Annotated in this window: 16 protein-coding genes and 1 pseudogene; 10 read left to right on the top strand and 7 right to left on the bottom strand. The window is 73.6% G+C overall.

Features of this window, described 5'->3' with window-relative positions:
- Position 1: 1 nt before the first annotated feature.
- A pseudogene (locus ABD350_RS32510) lies at positions 2-468 on the bottom strand (peroxiredoxin).
- Positions 465-845 (bottom strand): DoxX family protein, encoded by a 381-nt coding sequence (locus ABD350_RS32515; RefSeq protein ID WP_344352525.1) that lies wholly within the window; start codon positions 843-845, stop codon positions 465-467. The pseudogene ABD350_RS32510 and the gene ABD350_RS32515 overlap by 4 nt, the downstream one beginning before the upstream one ends.
- 193 nt (positions 846-1,038) lie before the next feature.
- Between ABD350_RS32515 and ABD350_RS32520 the strand changes: the two genes are divergently transcribed.
- Both ABD350_RS32520 and ABD350_RS32525 read left to right on the top strand, forming a co-directional pair.
- Positions 1,039-1,797, top strand: a complete 759-nt coding sequence (locus tag ABD350_RS32520; RefSeq protein WP_344352526.1) for an IclR family transcriptional regulator — start codon at positions 1,039-1,041, stop codon at positions 1,795-1,797.
- Between the two features lie 211 nt (positions 1,798-2,008).
- Positions 2,009-3,193 carry a PP2C family protein-serine/threonine phosphatase gene (locus tag ABD350_RS32525; RefSeq protein WP_344352527.1) on the top strand — a complete coding sequence of 395 codons (1,185 nt, stop codon included), beginning with the start codon at positions 2,009-2,011 and terminating at the stop codon, positions 3,191-3,193.
- On the opposite strand, the gene ABD350_RS32530 is transcribed toward ABD350_RS32525, so the two are convergent.
- Entirely contained in the window at positions 3,148-3,543 is a 396-nt protein-coding gene (locus ABD350_RS32530) for an ATP-binding protein (RefSeq protein ID WP_344352528.1), read from the bottom strand. The genes ABD350_RS32525 and ABD350_RS32530 overlap by 46 nt on opposite strands.
- 229 nt (positions 3,544-3,772) lie before the next feature.
- Between ABD350_RS32530 and ABD350_RS32535 the strand changes: the two genes are divergently transcribed.
- The 4 genes from ABD350_RS32535 to hemC all read left to right on the top strand — a co-directional run bounded on the left by ABD350_RS32535 (position 3,773) and on the right by hemC (position 8,234).
- The gene (locus tag ABD350_RS32535) at positions 3,773-4,540 is read left to right on the top strand and encodes an IclR family transcriptional regulator (protein WP_344352529.1); all 768 of its coding nucleotides are present in this window, start codon (positions 3,773-3,775) and stop codon (positions 4,538-4,540) included.
- A gap of 44 nt (positions 4,541-4,584) precedes the next feature.
- Entirely contained in the window at positions 4,585-6,099 is a 1,515-nt protein-coding gene (gene glpK / locus ABD350_RS32540) for a glycerol kinase GlpK (protein WP_344352530.1), read from the top strand.
- 114 nt (positions 6,100-6,213) lie between these two features.
- Positions 6,214-7,194 carry an ATP-dependent DNA ligase gene (locus ABD350_RS32545; RefSeq protein ID WP_344352544.1) on the top strand — a complete coding sequence of 327 codons (981 nt, stop codon included), beginning with the start codon at positions 6,214-6,216 and terminating at the stop codon, positions 7,192-7,194.
- 104 nt (positions 7,195-7,298) lie between these two features.
- Positions 7,299-8,234, top strand: coding sequence for a hydroxymethylbilane synthase (hemC, locus tag ABD350_RS32550; protein WP_344352531.1), 936 nt, complete (start codon positions 7,299-7,301; stop codon positions 8,232-8,234).
- Between the two features lie 88 nt (positions 8,235-8,322).
- On the opposite strand, the gene ABD350_RS32555 is transcribed toward hemC, so the two are convergent.
- Positions 8,323-8,847: a hypothetical protein gene (locus tag ABD350_RS32555; protein ID WP_344352532.1), complete on the bottom strand. Its 525-nt coding sequence runs from the start codon at positions 8,845-8,847 to the stop codon at positions 8,323-8,325.
- 402 nt (positions 8,848-9,249) lie between these two features.
- Between ABD350_RS32555 and ABD350_RS32560 the strand changes: the two genes are divergently transcribed.
- Positions 9,250-10,041, top strand: a complete 792-nt coding sequence (locus tag ABD350_RS32560) for an RNA polymerase sigma factor SigF (RefSeq protein ID WP_344352533.1) — start codon at positions 9,250-9,252, stop codon at positions 10,039-10,041.
- 18 nt (positions 10,042-10,059) lie between these two features.
- Here the strand turns inward: ABD350_RS32560 and ABD350_RS32565 are convergent, their stop codons facing one another.
- Positions 10,060-10,374: an ANTAR domain-containing protein gene (locus tag ABD350_RS32565; RefSeq protein ID WP_344352534.1), complete on the bottom strand. Its 315-nt coding sequence runs from the start codon at positions 10,372-10,374 to the stop codon at positions 10,060-10,062.
- A gap of 128 nt (positions 10,375-10,502) precedes the next feature.
- Here ABD350_RS32565 and ABD350_RS32570 point away from each other — a divergent pair, with 128 nt between their 5' ends.
- Positions 10,503-11,318: a VOC family protein gene (locus ABD350_RS32570; protein ID WP_344352535.1), complete on the top strand. Its 816-nt coding sequence runs from the start codon at positions 10,503-10,505 to the stop codon at positions 11,316-11,318.
- Positions 11,319-11,379: 61 nt separating this feature from the next.
- Here ABD350_RS32570 and glgX read toward each other — a convergent pair whose 3' ends face one another.
- A complete protein-coding gene (glgX, locus tag ABD350_RS32575) occupies positions 11,380-13,527 on the bottom strand; it encodes a glycogen debranching protein GlgX (RefSeq protein ID WP_344352536.1) in 2,148 nt (715 codons plus the stop codon).
- On the bottom strand, positions 13,524-14,036 hold the full coding sequence (locus tag ABD350_RS32580; RefSeq protein WP_344352537.1) for a pep a2: 513 nt from the start codon (positions 14,034-14,036) through the stop codon (positions 13,524-13,526). Before ABD350_RS32580 ends, glgX begins: the two co-directional genes overlap by 4 nt.
- Positions 14,037-14,340: 304 nt before the next feature.
- Between ABD350_RS32580 and ABD350_RS32585 the strand changes: the two genes are divergently transcribed.
- Together ABD350_RS32585 and ABD350_RS32590 are read left to right on the top strand one after the other, a co-directional pair.
- Positions 14,341-14,640, top strand: coding sequence for a DUF5133 domain-containing protein (locus ABD350_RS32585; RefSeq protein WP_344352538.1), 300 nt, complete (start codon positions 14,341-14,343; stop codon positions 14,638-14,640).
- 111 nt (positions 14,641-14,751) lie between these two features.
- The coding region (locus ABD350_RS32590; RefSeq protein ID WP_344352539.1) for a maltotransferase domain-containing protein at positions 14,752-15,334 on the top strand (583 nt) is incomplete at its 3' end.

The following is a 15,334-nucleotide window of genomic DNA, read 5'->3' on the forward strand; positions in this document are numbered from 1 at the left end:
CTCACCCCCGACGGGCGCGGAGGGCGGCGAGGGCCCGGTCGGCGTGGGTGTTCATGCGCAGCTCGCTGCGGACGACCTCCAGGACGGTACGGTCCTCGGCGATCACGAAGGTGACGCGCTTGGTCGGGGCCAGGGAGAAGCCGCGCCGGACGCCGAACCCTCGCGGACCGTGCCGTCGGCGTCGCAGAGCAGCGGCATGCCGAGGCGGTGCCGGTCGGTGAACTCCCGCTGCTTGTCGACCGGGTCCCCGCTGATGCCGACGGGCCGGGCGCCGACGGCCGCGAACTCGGCGGCCAGGTCCCGGAAGTGGCACGCCTCGGCGGTGCAGCCGGGGGTGAGGGCGGCGGGATAGAAGAAGAGCACGACGGGCCCGCCGGCCAGTAGTCCGCCGAGCCGGCGGGTGGTCCCGGTCTCGTCGGGCAGGGCGAAGTCCGCCGCCGTGTCCCCGACCGCGAGGGGCCTGGTCACGACCGCCCCTCTCCGCCGCGGGCCACTCCGCGCGCCCACAGCACCAGGGGCACCTGGAGGGGCAGCCGGGCCAGGGCCGCCGCCCGGAGCGGCGCCGGCCGGTGGCGCCAGTCCACGGCCATCCGTACGTTGGCCGGGAACACGCCGACGAAGAAGGCGGCCGCCGCCTTCGCGGCCACCGCGCGGGTACGGGGCGCGGCGATCCCGGCCGCCAGGGCCAGTTCGACGGCCCCGCTGCCGTAGGTCCAGGCCCGGGGCGGTCCCGGCAGCGTCCGGGGGATGATCGCGTCGAACTGCCGGGGTACGGCGAAGTGGGCGGCCCCCGCGGCGGCCAGCAGGCCGGCGAGCAGCAGGGGTGAGCGTTCGGACCGGGGCACGGTTCCTCCTCTGGTGGCCTGCCGCCGGATATTACTGGAGCGTAGGCCGGCCGGGACCCCCGGTGCCGGGTGGGTCAGGAGATGGCGGCCTTCCCGCGCCGGAACGCGGCCGGTGCCCCGGAACGCGGCAAGGCTTCTTTCGGCCGGTGATCCCGGCCTTGCCCCCGCCCGGTGCCCAAGGCAGCCTGGTCCTATGGGCGCACAGGAAGGCCCCACCCTCATCACGTCCGTGCAGCGGGCGCTCCGGCTGCTGGAGGCGGTGGGGGCGCACGAGAACGGCGCGCCGGCCAAGCAACTGGCGCGCGAGACCCGGCTGCCGCTGGCCACCGCCTACCACCTGCTGCGCACCCTGCTGCACGACGGGTATGTGCGGAAACTGGACGACGGCGGCTTCGTGCTGGGCGACCGGCTGACCTCCCTGCACGCGGCGGGCCGCCCGCAGTCGCTGCTGAGCCGGGTGCGCCCCACGCTGGCCGCGCTGCGGGACGAGCTGTCCACCGCCGCCTACCTCACGTTCTACGAGGACGGCGAGATCAGGGTGGCCGAGATCGTCGACGGCCCGCGCACCCCACGGGTGGACCTGTGGGTGGGGTTCGAGGACGCGGGACACGCCACCGCGCTCGGCAAGACCGTGCTGCGCGAACTGGGCCGGGACGCCCGCCGGGAGTACCTGTCCCGGCACCGGCTCGCCGATCTCACGCCGTGGACGGTCACCAGCCTGCCGGAGCTGCTCCGCAGGCTCGACGCGCCGCCCCTGGCGCCGGCCGTCACGGACCTGGAGGAGTACGCGCTCGGCACCGTGTGCGTCGCCGTACCCGTCTACCGCGGGGACACCCTCGGCTCGCTGGGCATCTCGCTGCCGGCGGACCACAAGGACCGGCTACGGGAGCTGCGGGCCCGGCTGCTCCCGGTCGCGAGCCGGGTGACCCGGAGCCTGTCCCTGACCACGTGACCGGGAGCCGTGGGACGGCCCCGGCCCTGGCGTACGCGGCCGTCACCCGCGCGCGGACCCGATCCGGCGCCGCTTTGCTCACTATCTGAAATTCCGCTTCTTGTGGCCACCCGCGCCCGGCCCGTTTGCTTGACGAAAGGGACATTCCGGGTGAGCGGCGTACCGGCGAGGCCACCCCCGCAGGGCGAGGACAGAGGACAGCGGAAGAGACATGAGCCAGGTCCGACACGATGACGGTCACCGCGCGCCGATACGGCGGTCCGGGAGAGGGGTGGCGCACGCGGCCGGACCGCGCCTGCTGCCGGTCCTCGTCGTCGCCGCCGTCGCCGTGGGCGCTCTGGCGGGCGGCGCGGGAGCCGTCTGGCTGCCGCTGCTGGCGGCCGGTCCCGCGCTGGCGGCCACCACCAACGGCCCGCGCGGCGTCCTCGGCACCGGTCTCCTCGCGGCGGCGACCGGCGCCGCCCTGGGCCTCGTGCACGGCATGTCCGCACCCGAGACGGCGGTCCTCCTGTGCGCCCTGCCGGCCGTCACCGCGGCGAGCGTCCTGGCCGGCGCGCTGCGGCTGCGCCGGGAGCGGGTGCTCGCCGCCGTCCGCTCGGTCGCCGAGGCCGCCCAGCACGCGCTGCTCCAGCCCGTCCCGGAGACCGTCGGCCCGTTCCAGGTGGCCGTCCGCTACAGCGCCGCCGCGGCGGAGGCGCGCATCGGCGGGGATCTGTACGCGCTGGAGTCCACCCCGCACGGCATCCGGCTGATCGTCGGCGACGTACGCGGCAAGGGGCTGCCGGCCGTGGGGACGGCGGCGCTCGTGCTCGGGGTGTTCCGGGAGGCCGCCCACGACGAGCCCGACCTGCTCGCGGTGGTCGACCGGATCGAGCGGAGCCTGGCCCGCAACCTCGGACCGGACGACTTCGTCACCGCCGTGGTCGCCGGGTACCCCCGACCCGGGGATCTGGAGATCGTCAACTGCGGGCACGCGCCGCCGTTGTTGATCTCCGCGTCCAAGGAGGTCACGGCGGTGGAGCCGGACCGTCCGACGCCGCCCCTGGGACTGCGCGCCCTGTCGGACGGGACGCCCGGCCTGCGGCGGCTGCCGCTGGCGGCGGGTGATCAGCTGCTGCTCTACACGGACGGCGTCACCGAGGCCCGGGACCGGGCGCGCGTGTTCTATCCGCTGGCCGACGGTGTGGGCCGCCATGTGTGCGAGGAGCCGGCGCGGACGCTCGGTGCGCTCCATGACGAGCTGCTGGCGCATGTGGGCGGCCGGCTGCACGACGACGCCGCCCTGCTGCTGCTCCGCCGGGATCCGTCGGGGAGACCGGTCGCCGCGGCGGCCGGGACCGGCACCCTGCCTCAGGCGGCGACGAGCTCGGCCCAGCGGGTGACCCGCCCGGGGTGAACCCGTATGCCGTGGCGGGTCGCCAGGGCGTGGACGATCGCCTCGCCCCGGCCGTGCTCGTCGGGGTCGACGCCGGCGCGGGACGCCCCCGCGGCGGGATCGGGTCCGGCGTCGGTGACCTCCACGCGCAGGGTGGGAGGGTGATCGCCGCGCATCCAGGACAGCCGGAGTTCGGCCGGCGGCCGGGCGTGCACGATCGCGTTGGTGACCAGCTCCGACACCACGAGCAGCGAGTCCTCGACGATCTGTGGGCACACGCTCCAGTCGGCGAGGAGCGCCGCCGCCCGCCGGCGTACGGCTGAGACGGCACCGGCGACGGGAGGCACCGGACACACGTGTTCGTGTGCCACCCGAAGCAGGGTATTGAGCTGGGCCACCATGTTCTCTCCCGATCTGCTGCCGGTCTCGCGCGCCGTCTCGGCGCCTTCCGGACCTCAAAGCACGTTAGGGAGACATATCGGACGGGTCAATGAACAGGGGTCGGCATTACCGAACGCCCCAGCCGGGCACGCCGTACGGGGGAGGGCGGCCGGGCCGTTCCACGGGGCGAAGCGTCCCCGGCGGTAATAGGCTCGCCTCATGGCCGGACCGGTCCAGTCGATCGAGCGGGCGGCGGCGATACTTCGGCTGCTCGCCGGCGGGCCCCGCCGACTCGGACTCGGTGAGGTGGCGGCCTCGCTCGGGCTGGCGAAGGGCACCGCCCACGGCATCCTGCGCACCCTCCAGCACGTGGACTTCGTGGAGCAGGACGCGGCGACCGGGAAGTACCAGCTGGGGGCCGCCCTGCTGCACCTGGGCACCAGCTACCTGGACGTCAACGAACTGCGCTCCCGCTCCTTGAACTGGGCCGACGCCCTGGCCGCCCGCAGCGGGGAGGCGGTGCGGCTGGGCACCCCGCTGGAGGGCAGGGTCCTCGTCGTCCACCATGTGTTCCGGCCGGACGACAGCTTCCAGACCCTGGACGTGGGCGCGCTGCTGCCGCTGCACGCCTCCTCGCTCGGCAAGGTGCTGCTGGCCTTCGGCACGGCGACGGCGGAGCCCGACCGGGGGCCGGGGCTGGAGGCGTACACCCGGCACACCCTGGTCGATCCCGAGCGGCTGGCCCGGGCGCTCGCCGCCGTCCGGGAGGCCGGGTGGGCGGCCGAGATCCAGGAGATGAGCATGGGCGAGGCCGGGATCGCCGCGCCGATCCGGGGGCAGGGCGGGCTCGTCGTCGGCGCCATCGGGCTGTCCGGGCCGGTGGAGCGGATCTGCGACAGCCGGTGCCGGCCCCGGCCCGCGCTGATCGGCCTGATCCGCGAGGCCGCCCGGGCGATCTCCAGAGACCTGGGGGCCGCCCGCTGGTAGTCCGGGACAGTTGCCCCCAGATCCGTCGGAAGGCAGACCCGATCATGGCTGAACGGTATGTGATGTCGGTCGATCAGGGCACCAACTCGACCCGCTGCATCCTCTTCGACCACCGGGGGCGGCTGGTCTCGGTCGCGCAGCGCGAGCACCGGCAGCACTTCCCGCGGCCCGGCTGGGTGGAACACGACGCCGTCGAGATCTGGCAGAACCTGCGCCGGGTGATGCCCGAGGCCCTGTCCGCCGCCGGCATCGGCAAGGACCAGGTGGCCGCGATCGGACTGGCCAACCAGCGGGAGACGACGGTGCTCTGGGACCGGCGGACCGGCGCCCCGCTGGGCCGGGCGATCGTCTGGCAGGACACCCGTACCGCGCCCCTGGTCGAGGACCTCCTGCGCCACCCCGGCGAGGCGTTCTTCCTCGACCGGTGCGCCCTGCCGCCCTCCACGTATTTCTCGGCGCTGCGGATCCGCTGGATGTTCGACCACGTCAAGGGGGTCGAACAGCGCGCCCGGGACGGAGAGGTGCTGTTCGGGACGATGGAGAGCTGGCTGCTGTGGAACCTCACCGGGGGCGCCGACGGCGGCCTGCACCTCACCGACGCCACCAACGCCGGCCGCACCATGCTGATGAACATCCACACCCTCGCCTGGGACGACGAACTGCTGGACTTCTTCGGCGTGCCCCGCCCGATGCTGCCCGAGATCCGCCCCTCCGCCGAGCGGTACGGCGAGACGCGCGCGCTGCTGCCGGGCATCCCCCTCACCGCCGCCCTCGGCGACCAGCAGGCCGCGCTCTTCGGCCAGACCTGCTTCTCCCCCGGCGAGGCCAAGTGCACCTACGGCACCGGAAGCTTCCTGCTGCTCAACACCGGCGGCGAGGTCGTACGCTCCCGGCACGGGCTGCTCACGACGGTCGCCTACAAGATCGGGGACCGGCCCCCGGCCTACGCCCTGGAGGGGCCGATCGCGGTCACCGGCGCGCTCGTCCAGTGGTTCCGCGACCGCCTGGGCCTGATCGGCAGCGCCCCGGAGATCGAGACCCTCGCGCGCACGGTCGAGGACAACGGCGGCTGCTACATCGTCCCCGCCTTCTCCGGCCTGTTCGCGCCCCACTGGCGCAGCGACGCGCGCGGGGTGATCGTCGGCCTCACCTCGTACATCACCAAGGGGCACCTGGCGCGGGCGGTGCTGGAGGCCACCGGGTGGCAGACCCGGGAGGTCGTCGACGCGATGAACGCCGACTTCCCGGTCCCCCTGCCGCAGCTCAAGGTGGACGGCGGCATGACCGCGGACAACCTGCTCATGCAGTTCGTGGCCGATGTGCTCGACGTGCCCGTGGTACGGCCCATGGTCGCCGAGACGGTCTCCCTCGGCGCCGCCTACGCGGCCGGCCTCGCCGCCGGCTACTGGCCGGGCCTGGAGGTGCTGCGCCGCAACTGGCACCGGGCCGCGCAGTGGCTGCCCGGCATGGACCCCGGGCGGCGGGAGGCCGAGTACGGCAACTGGAAGCGGGCCGTCGAACGCTCCCTGGGCTGGGCCGGACCACCGCACGCCCCCTGACCCCGCCCGTCAGCCCTCGCCGCGGAGCCGGCGGGTGGGGCCCGTTCAGGGGAACCGCGGGGGAAAGACGCGTGAGCGGGCCGGGCCCGGTCGAGATCTTCTGCCGTGACCGCCGTGCCCCTGCCGCTCATCGCGCCGATGCTCGCCACCCCCGGCGGCCTGCCGCCCGCCGCCCAGGACCGGCGGTGGGCGTACGAGACGAAGCAGGACGGCCAGCGGGTGATGGCCTACCTGCCCGGCGACGGCAGCCTGCTGTTGCGTGCCCGCTCCGGCGAGGACATCACCGCGGCCTACCCCGAACTCCGTCCGCTGGGTGCCGCGCTGGGTCCCACGCCCGCCGTACTGGACGGCGAGGTGCTGGCCCTGGACGAGCGGGGACGGGCCGACTTCCAGCTGCTGCAGAGCCGGATGGGCCTCGCGCACTCCCCCGCGCTGGCGGCGCGCCGGGCCGCCCGGGTGCCGGTGCACCTGGTGCTGTTCGACGTGCCGTACCTGACCGAGCCGCTGCTGCGGCTGCCGTACGTGCGGCGGCGGGCCCGGCTGGAGGAGCTGGCCCTGGCCGGGCCCTACTGGTCGACCCCGCGCGCGGTGACGGGGCACGGCGCCGAGGCGCTGCGCGCCACCCGTGAGCACGGGCTGGAGGGCCTGGTGTGCAAGCGGCTGGACTCGGTGTACGAGTCCGGGGTCCGCTCCCGCGCCTGGATCAAGATCCGGAACATGCGCGCCGAGGACGTGATCATCGGCGGCTGGCTGCCCGGCAAGGGCCGGCTGACCGGACTGCCCGGGGCGGTGCTGGCCGGGCAGCGCGACGCGCGGGGGCGGCTGCGCTACGTCGGCGGGGTGGGCACCGGCTGGAGCGAGGCGGAACGGGTCCGGCTGGCGGAGCTGCTGCGGGAGGCGGCGAGCGACCGGTGCCCCTTCGACCCGGTGCCGCGGATCCCGCTGGCGCGCTGGGTGGTGCCCCGCCTGGTGGGCGAGGTCGGCTACAGCACCCGCACCCGGCACGGCATGCTACGCCAGCCGTCCTGGCTGCGCTCGCGCCCCGACCTCACGCCCGAGGAGTCGGCGGCGGACCTGCCGCGGGAGCCGGGATAGGGGCGTGGGACGCGCGGCCGGCGGGCCGAACTCCCCGTGGCCCGGCGGCTCGTAGGACCGCCCGCGACCGGAGCGGGACCGGCCCAGGGTCTATCGTGTCCCTCATGTCTGCACCGGAATTGATCCGTATCGTCTCCCGCGACTCCCCCATGGCCCTGGCCCAGGTCGAGCGGGTCCGCGCCGAGTTGGCCGTGCTGCACCCGGGCGTGCGGACCGAGGTCGTCCCGGTGAAGACGACCGGCGACAAGTGGCTGGGCGATCTCTCCCAGGTCGAGGGCAAGGGGGCGTTCACCAAGGAGGTGGACGCGGCTCTCCTCGCCGGGGAGGCGGACCTCGCGGTGCACTGCGTGAAGGACGTGCCCGCCGACCGGCCGCTGCCCGACGGCACGGTGTTCGCCGCGTTCCTGAAGCGGGACGACATCCGGGACGCGCTGGTGCACCCGGGCGGGCTGACCCTGGACGAGCTGCCGGCCGGCACCCGGATCGGCACCTCCTCGGTCCGCCGGATCGCCCAACTCGCGGCATCCCACCCGCATCTGGAGTGCGTGCCGTTCCGCGGCAACGCCAACCGCCGGCTGGAGAAGCTGGCCGCGGGCGAGGCGGACGCGCTGCTGCTCGCGGTGTCCGGTCTGGAGCGGATCGGCCGGACCGACGTCATCAGCGAGGTGCTGTCGACGGAGACGATGATGCCGCCGATCGGCGCGGGCATCCTCGCCCTGCAGTGCCGGGAGGGCGACACCGGCCTGATCGACGCGGTCAGCGGGCTCGGCGACCCGGACACCTACCGGGAGGCGACGGCCGAGCGGATGTTCCTGCATGTGCTGCAAGGGCACTGCAACAGCCCGATCGCCGGGTACGCGCGCGTGGACCGCGGCGGGGAACTCTCGCTGCGGGCCTGCGTGTTCACCGCGGACGGCAAGACACGGCTGAACGCCCACGAATGGGCGGGCCGGCTCGACCCGGCGACCCTCGGCACCTCGGTCGCGGTCGCGCTGCTGCGGCAGGGCGCGCGGGAGATCATCGACGGCATCCCGCACTGAGCCGCGTACCGCATCCCGTACGGGGGCACGCAGGGGCCCGTACGGGGTGCGTACGGGCATCCCGGGCGGGGCGTGCGGGGTGGGCGCGTCAGGCGGAGCCCGGCTCCGCCTGGTCCCGCAGGAAGGCGGAGACCTGGTGGGCCAGACTGCCCTGCCCGGTGGCCGCGGGGGTGGCCGCCGGGGCCGGCTCCAGGACGCCGATGCCGCCCGCCCACAGCCGGCGGCCGGTCCAGTCGTCGTCCACCCGCAGCTGCACCTGCACGTCCACATGGCCGAGCGCGGCCTCGGGCGCGGCGGCGTAGAGCACGGCGGTGGCCCGGCGCAGCGGGTAGACGTCGAAGCCCTCGACGAACTGCGAGTTGCGCCAGTCGATGAAGGCGCCCTCGCCGTCCGGGCCCACCCGCACGTCGATCTGGCCGTCCTCCAGGTGGATGCCGTAGGGCCGCGTGCCACGGTTCTCCACGGTCACCCGGACACTGAAATACGCCAGCCCGGCGGCGGCGTCGTCCCGTCCGCGCGGCGGCTCTGCCGTCTCCAGGCGGTGGACGCGGACCCGCAGACCGGCATGCTCGTCGTACTCCTGCCAGTCACCGACCACGTTCGGCTCGTACACAGTGCCCCTCTCGACCTCCGAGAGCTGCTGTCTATCTGTGCGCCGAGCGCACTGTCAAATGACCGGCACGCAGTGTGGTCAGGGGAATTGACCCCTCCTGACCGGTGATCAAGCGCTGCCCAGGAAGAACTCGTCCGCGGCGGGTCCCGGCCGCTCTCGCGCGGGTGCCGTACATCACGTCCGCGAAAGATCGGCGATCTTTACCACTGCTTAGTCCAATTCGCCACATTTAGTATTATTTGTTTGGAGGTGTCCCTCGGCGGGAAAGGGCAGAGCAGTGCTTCGGACAGGAGGCACGTCCGTGGGAGACGGCATGGCCCGCCCCCGGTGTCCCACTCCATGGTCCGAGCGCACCTCCCACGGTGTCTGTCCCATCAGCACCTGCCGAGAGAGGTGCGCGCGATGCGTGTCACTGGCAGCACGAAGCCCCATCCCCACGACGACGCCCCGGACACGGCCGACGCCTTCGAGCGGCTCGGCCGGCTGCCCGACGGCCCCGAGCGCCGGGCGCTGCGGGACGAGCTGGTCCGGCTGTGGCTGCCCATGGCCGAGCGGATCGCGGTGCGGTTCCGGGGCCGTGGCGAGGCCCTGGAGGATCTGTACCAGGTGGCCGCGCTGGGCCTGGTCAAGGCCGTCGATCACTACGATCCGGCCCGTGGCCGCGCCTTCGAGGCGTACGCGGTACCCACCATCACCGGGGAGATCAAGCGGCACTTCCGGGACCACATGTGGACCCTGCACGTGCCCCGCCGGGTGCAGGACCTGCGCAACCGGGTCCGCGCCGCCGTGAAGGAGCTGGCGCAGACCACCACGGGCCGGGCGCCCACCGTCGCGGAGATCGCCGCGTACACCCGGCTCAGCGAGGACGAGGTGCGCACCGGCATGGAGGCGCTGGAGTGCTTCTCCGCGCTGTCCCTGGACGCCGAGGTCTCCGGCACGGACGGCTACGCCCTCGGGGACTCCCTGGGCGGCCCGGACCCCGGGTACGACCTCGTGGTGGACCGGGCCGCGGTCCGGCCGTGTCTCCAGGCGCTGCCCGAACGCGAGCGCACCATTCTCTACCTGCGGTTCTTCCGAGGCATGACGCAGAGCTGCATCGCCTCGCAGCTCGGCATCTCGCAGATGCACGTCTCGCGACTGCTGAGCGGCTGCTTCGACCGGCTGCGCGAGGAACTGCTCGCGGAGGTCCGCTGACCCCCGCGGCCGTGGGCGCTACCGCCCCTCGGTTCCCGGCACCCGTGCGGGCCCGTACCGGTCCACGGCGGCCTCCAGCTCGGCCCGGACGTGGTCCGGGAGGTCGCCGCGCCGCCCCCAGATCAGGAGCAGCTCGGCGATGTGGCGCAGCTTGATGTTGGTGTGCTGGGAGACCTCCTTGAGGATCTGCCAGCCCTGGTCCGGGGTGACCCGGGCGAGGGCCACCACCATCCCGATCGCCTGGTCCACGACCGCGTGCGAGGCCATGGCCTCCTTCAGCTGGTCGACCTCCGCCTGCAAGGCGGCGATCCGGTCCGGCTCGCTCTCTGCCATCCCTCCATCGTGCGCAGGGGCCTGCACCCCTGCCACCCGGGGTACCCGGCAGGCATGTCGACCCCTTCCGGCCGGTCACCGGTGTCCTACCGGTGACCGCCCGGCCCCGAGAGCAGGACGCGACTGCCATGAACCACGACAGCACCGCCGGCGGCGCGCCGCGCAGCACCGATGTCATCTCCACCCACTCCGTGTTCGGGGCTCCCTGCTGGGTGAGCCTGACCAGCCGTGATCTCCAGGCCACCCAGGAGTTCTACACGGCCGTGCTGGGCTGGCGCTGGCGCACCGCCAAGCTCGGCGAACACTTCCGGATCGCCCTCGCCAACGGGGTCCCGGTCGCCGGGATCGCCGCCGTCGCCTCCATGTGGCAGATGGCCGTGGCCTGGACGCCGTACTTCGCGGTGCGGGACGCGGACGTGGCCGTGGCCCGGGTCCGCGAGCGCGGCGGCACGGCGGCGGTCGGGCCGCTGTCCTTCCCGCCCGGCCGGGCGGCGCTGCTCGCCGACCGGGACGGCGCCACGTTCGGGATCTGGCAGGGCGACCTGGTGACCAACTGGGAGGCGTGGCGGCAGGCGGCCCCCACCTTCGTGCGGCTGCACACCCGGGACGCCTTCGACGCCGCGATGTTCTACGGCGAGATCCTGGACTGGGCGACCGGGCAGCCGGGCTGCTGCGAGGTGGAGTACGACGGCGGCGAGGTGCTGCTGCGCAGCGAGGGCGACGTGGTGGCGCGCATCGACTCGGGCGCGGTGGAGGCCGCCCCCGACCCCTCGGTGCGTCCGCACTGGCAGATCCACTTCGCGGTGACCGACGTGCCGGCCTGCGCCCGCGCGGCGGAGAAGCACGGCGGCAGCGTGCTGCGCGAGGACGGCGAACGGGAGGCGATCCTCCGGGACGCCGACGGCGCGCAGTTCACGGTGACGGCCCGCGGCGTCTGCTGCTGAACCATCGGCCCGTACCGCCTGGCCGCCTGACCGAGCTGACCGTCTGTTCCCGGCCCGCCGGTCACCGGGCCGGGGTGCGGGACGGGCGGGACAGCAGGACCAGGCCGCGGGCCTCCACGCGGAGCCGGGTGCCCGCCTTGCGTTCGCGTTCGTCGGGGACGCCGTCGGGGTCGGCGGTGTCGATCAGCGTGGTCCAGCGCTCGCCGAAGGACTCGTCGGGCAGGCGGAAGACGACCGGCTCCCAGTAGCCGTTGACCAGCAGCAGGAAGGAGTCGTCGACCATGCGGCGGCCGTAGGGGTCGCGCTCGGCGATGGCGTCGCCGTTGAGGAACACGCCGACCGAGTGCGCGTCCGCGCGCTGCCAGTCCCGGTCGGTCATCTCGCGGGCGTCGGGCCGCAGCCACACCAGGTCGGGCAGCGGCTGCCGGGCGTTGGTCGCGGTCTCGCCGCGGAAGAAGCGGCGCCGGCGCAGCACCGGGTGCGCGGCGCGCAGGGCGATCAGGCGCCGGGTGAACGCGGTCAGGGCGCGCTGTTCGCCGTTCGGCTCCCAGTCCACCCAGGAGATCTCGTTGTCCTGGCAGTAGGCGTTGTTGTTGCCGCGCTGGGTGCGGCCGAGTTCGTCCCCGTGGCAGAGCATCGGGATGCCCTGGGACAGCAGCAGCGTGGCCAGCAGGTTGCGCTGCTGGCGGGCGCGCAGTTCGAGGACGGCCGGGTCGTCGGTGTCGCCCTCCGCGCCGCAGTTCCAGGACCGGTTGTGGCTCTCGCCGTCCCGGTTGTCCTCGCCGTTGGCCTCGTTGTGCTTGTCGTTGTACGACACCAGGTCGCGCAGCGTGAAACCGTCGTGCGCGGTGACGAAGTTGACGCTCGCGCGCGGTCGGCGCCGGCTGTGCTGGTAGAGGTCGGAGGAGCCGGTGAGCCGGGAGGCGAACTCGCCGAGCGAGCCGGGCTCGGCCCGCCAGAAGTCCCGTACGGCGTCCCGGTACTTGCCGTTCCACTCCGACCACAGCGGCGGGAAGTTGCCCACCTGGTAGCCGCCCTCGCCCACGTCCCACGGCTCGGCGATCAGCTTGACCCTGCTGATCACCGGGTCCTGCTGGATCAGGTCGAAGAACGCCGAGAGCCGGTCCACCTCGTGGAACTGCCGGGCGAGGGTGGCCGCGAGGTCGAAGCGGAAGCCGTCGACGTGCATCTCGGTGACCCAGTACCGCAGCGAGTCCATGATCAGCTGGAGCACGTAGGGGTGCCGCATCAGCAGGCTGTTGCCGGTGCCGGTGGTGTCGTAGTAGTGCGCCCAGTCGCCGTCGACCAGACGGTAGTAGGAAGCGTTGTCGATGCCCCGGAAGGACAGCGTGGGGCCCAGCTCGTTGCCCTCGGCGGTGTGGTTGTAGACCACGTCGAGGATGACTTCGAGGCCGGCCGCGTGCAGTGCCTTCACCATGGCCTTGAACTCGTTGACCTGCTGGCCGCGGGTGCCGAAGGCGGCGTAGGCGTTGTGCGGGGCGAAGAAGCCGATGGTGTTGTAGCCCCAGTAGTTGGACAGGCCGCGGTCCTGCAGGATGCCGTCCTGGACGAACTGGTGCACCGGCATCAGCTCCACCGCCGTCACCCCGAGCGAGGTGAGGTGTTCGGTCACGGCGGGGTGCGCGAGCCCGGCGTAGGTGCCGCGGAGCCGCTCGGGGATGTCCGGGTGGGTGCGGGTCAGCCCGCGCACGTGCGCCTCGTAGACGACCGAGTCCGCGTACGGCGTCCGGGGCGGTCGGTCGTCGCCCCAGTCGAAGAACGGGTCGGTGACCACGCCCAGCATGGAGTGGCCGGCGCTGTCGGCCGGGGCGGGTCCGTCCGGGGCGCGCTCGTACAGCGAGGGGTGGTTGTCGATCTGTCCGTCCACGGCGCGGGCGTACGGGTCGAGCAGCAGCTTCGCCGGGTTGCAACGGTGGCCGAGCGAGGGCTGCCAGGGGCCGTGCACCCGGTAGCCGTAGCGCTGTCCGGGGCCGACGCCTGGCAGGTAGGCGTGCCAGACGAACCCGTCGACCTCGTGCAGCCGGACGGGGGTCTCGGCGCCGGCGTCGTCGACGAGGATCAGGTCCACGCGCTCGGCGACCTCGCTGAACAGGGCGAAGTTGGTGCCCTGGCCGTCGAAGGAGGCGCCCAACGGGTAGGGGTGCCCGCTCCAGACGGGCACCCCTGTGCGTGACGTGCGGGCGGTCACCGGCTGCCCTCCAGGGTGGCGCCGTGGGCGGGGACCGGACCGGCCAGTACGGTCACCGGCTCGTCGCGGGGCACCTTGAGGCCGGTGCGCAGCGCGGGGCCGGGTCCGAGGGGCACCAGCGGGACGCGCTGGCCGGACCGGGCGCGCTGCGAGAACCAGATGATCTTGCTGCCGGTGTCCGTGGCGCAGCAGCCCCAGCCGTCGCTCATGGCGGCGATGTCCGCGAGGCAGGACCGCAGATCCGCCTCCGGGCGCAGATCGGGGTCGTCGCCGCCGAGGGCGGTGATGAGGTGCTGGCCGTTCCACCACATCTCGATGGAGGTGTGCTTGTTCCTCGCGTGCGCGTCGATCGCCCGCAGCAGCAGTTCGGCGCCGCGGCGGACGGGCTCCACGAGGCTGTCGAGATCCCAGTGGCGCAGATGGGCGGCCAGGATGCGGCTGACCTGTCCCACCCGTTCCGGGGTGACTTCCACGTCGAGGTGGTAGTAGCAGGGCACTGCGGTCTTCATCGTCGCTTGCTCCTCACCGGCGAAGCTCTCGCTCCTCTCGCGCCGCCCGGACGGGTCTGCCGGACACACAGCGTGAGCGTTGATCGCTTCAGGGTCACCTCCACGGTGCGCGCGCTACGCCATTCGTGCAACACGAGCCGCCGGACATCACTCTCGTTGAAGCTCCAACAAGACGCTGCGTCGTCGCGCGTGCACCATAAGTGAAAGCCTCGATCGCCGTAACGGTGCCGTGCCCTCCCCTGCGCGGACACCACCCGACCGTCGGGAACGCGCCCAGTCGAGAGCGTGGAAGGTGAAGAGGGCCATGCTGCTACCCGCCAAGGCCGAGGTGGCCCGGCAGTTGCGGCGTTACCGGGCGTGGGAGCGCGTGATGCTCGCCTCGCCGCACGACCGCACGGTCCGGGCCACCTTCGAGGACTCGGGGTACACCCTGTGCGTGCTGATGGGCAAGCGCTGCGCCCGCGAGGCCGTGGACGCCGCCGAGCGCTATCTCCGCACGAACCTGGTCACCTACCTGCGGGAGCAGGACGGGCGGCCGCAGCCGCGCCGTTCGGCGAGAAGAGCGCCGCCGCCGGAGCGGCGTTCCACGGCGCCAAGCCCCTGACCTGGCACCGTACAAGGCGTGCCCTGCGGGTCCGGCGAGACGCCGGCCCCACTTATCGGATCGCGGAGCCGGGCCGGGCGCCCGGCTCCGCGCACGGCGGAGGTGAGATACATGCGCAGGAGCCCGGCCATCGGCCGTGTACCGGTACGTGACGTCCGGCCGGCCGTGGAGTGCGGCAGGCGCCCGGCGAAAGCGGTGGCCGGGGAGACGTTCGAGGTCACGGCCACCGTGTTCCGGGAGGGGCATGACGCCGTGGGCGCGAACGTGGTCCTGCGCGATCCGGCGGGCCGGCGCGGCCCCTGGACGCCGATGCGGGAACTCGCCCCGGGCACCGACCGCTGGGGGGCGGAGGTCACCCCGGACGCGACGGGACGCTGGACCTTCCGGGTGGAGGCGTGGAGCCATCCGCTGGCGACCTGGCGGCACACCGCGTCGGTGAAGGTGCCGGCCGGGATCGACACCGGCCTGGTGCTGGAGGAGGGCGCGGACCTGTACGAGCGGGCGGCCGCCGGAGTGCCCAAAGGGCCCGGGCGGGACCTGGTGCTGGCCGCCGCGCGGGCCCTCGGCGACGACACCCTGTCGGTCCACCACCGGTTGAGGGCGGCGCTGTCCCCGGAGGTGGAAGACGTCCTCGCCCGGTATCCGTTGCGGGAGCTGGTCACCGCCTCCGATCCGATGCCGTTGCTGGTGGAAC

This window comes from Streptomyces nogalater (genome assembly GCF_039532885.1).
GTDB lineage: Bacteria > Actinomycetota > Actinomycetes > Streptomycetales > Streptomycetaceae > Streptomyces > Streptomyces nogalater.

Bases quoted from the DNA above. Each gene is read 5' to 3' on its own strand.
- ABD350_RS32565 (WP_344352534.1), bottom strand. From the start codon at position 10,374: ATGGCAGAGAGCGAGCCGGACCGGATCGCCGCCTTGCAGGCGGAGGTC.
- ABD350_RS32570 (WP_344352535.1), top strand. From the start codon at position 10,503: ATGAACCACGACAGCACCGCCGGCGGCGCGCCGCGCAGCACCGATGTC.
- hemC (WP_344352531.1), top strand. From the start codon at position 7,299: ATGTCTGCACCGGAATTGATCCGTATCGTCTCCCGCGACTCCCCCATG.
- ABD350_RS32585 (WP_344352538.1), top strand. From the start codon at position 14,341: ATGCTGCTACCCGCCAAGGCCGAGGTGGCCCGGCAGTTGCGGCGTTAC.
- ABD350_RS32535 (WP_344352529.1), top strand. From the start codon at position 3,773: ATGGCCGGACCGGTCCAGTCGATCGAGCGGGCGGCGGCGATACTTCGG.
- ABD350_RS32525 (WP_344352527.1), top strand. From the start codon at position 2,009: ATGAGCCAGGTCCGACACGATGACGGTCACCGCGCGCCGATACGGCGG.
- glpK (WP_344352530.1), top strand. From the start codon at position 4,585: ATGGCTGAACGGTATGTGATGTCGGTCGATCAGGGCACCAACTCGACC.
- ABD350_RS32580 (WP_344352537.1), bottom strand. From the start codon at position 14,036: ATGAAGACCGCAGTGCCCTGCTACTACCACCTCGACGTGGAAGTCACC.
- ABD350_RS32560 (WP_344352533.1), top strand. From the start codon at position 9,250: ATGCGTGTCACTGGCAGCACGAAGCCCCATCCCCACGACGACGCCCCG.
- ABD350_RS32520 (WP_344352526.1), top strand. From the start codon at position 1,039: ATGGGCGCACAGGAAGGCCCCACCCTCATCACGTCCGTGCAGCGGGCG.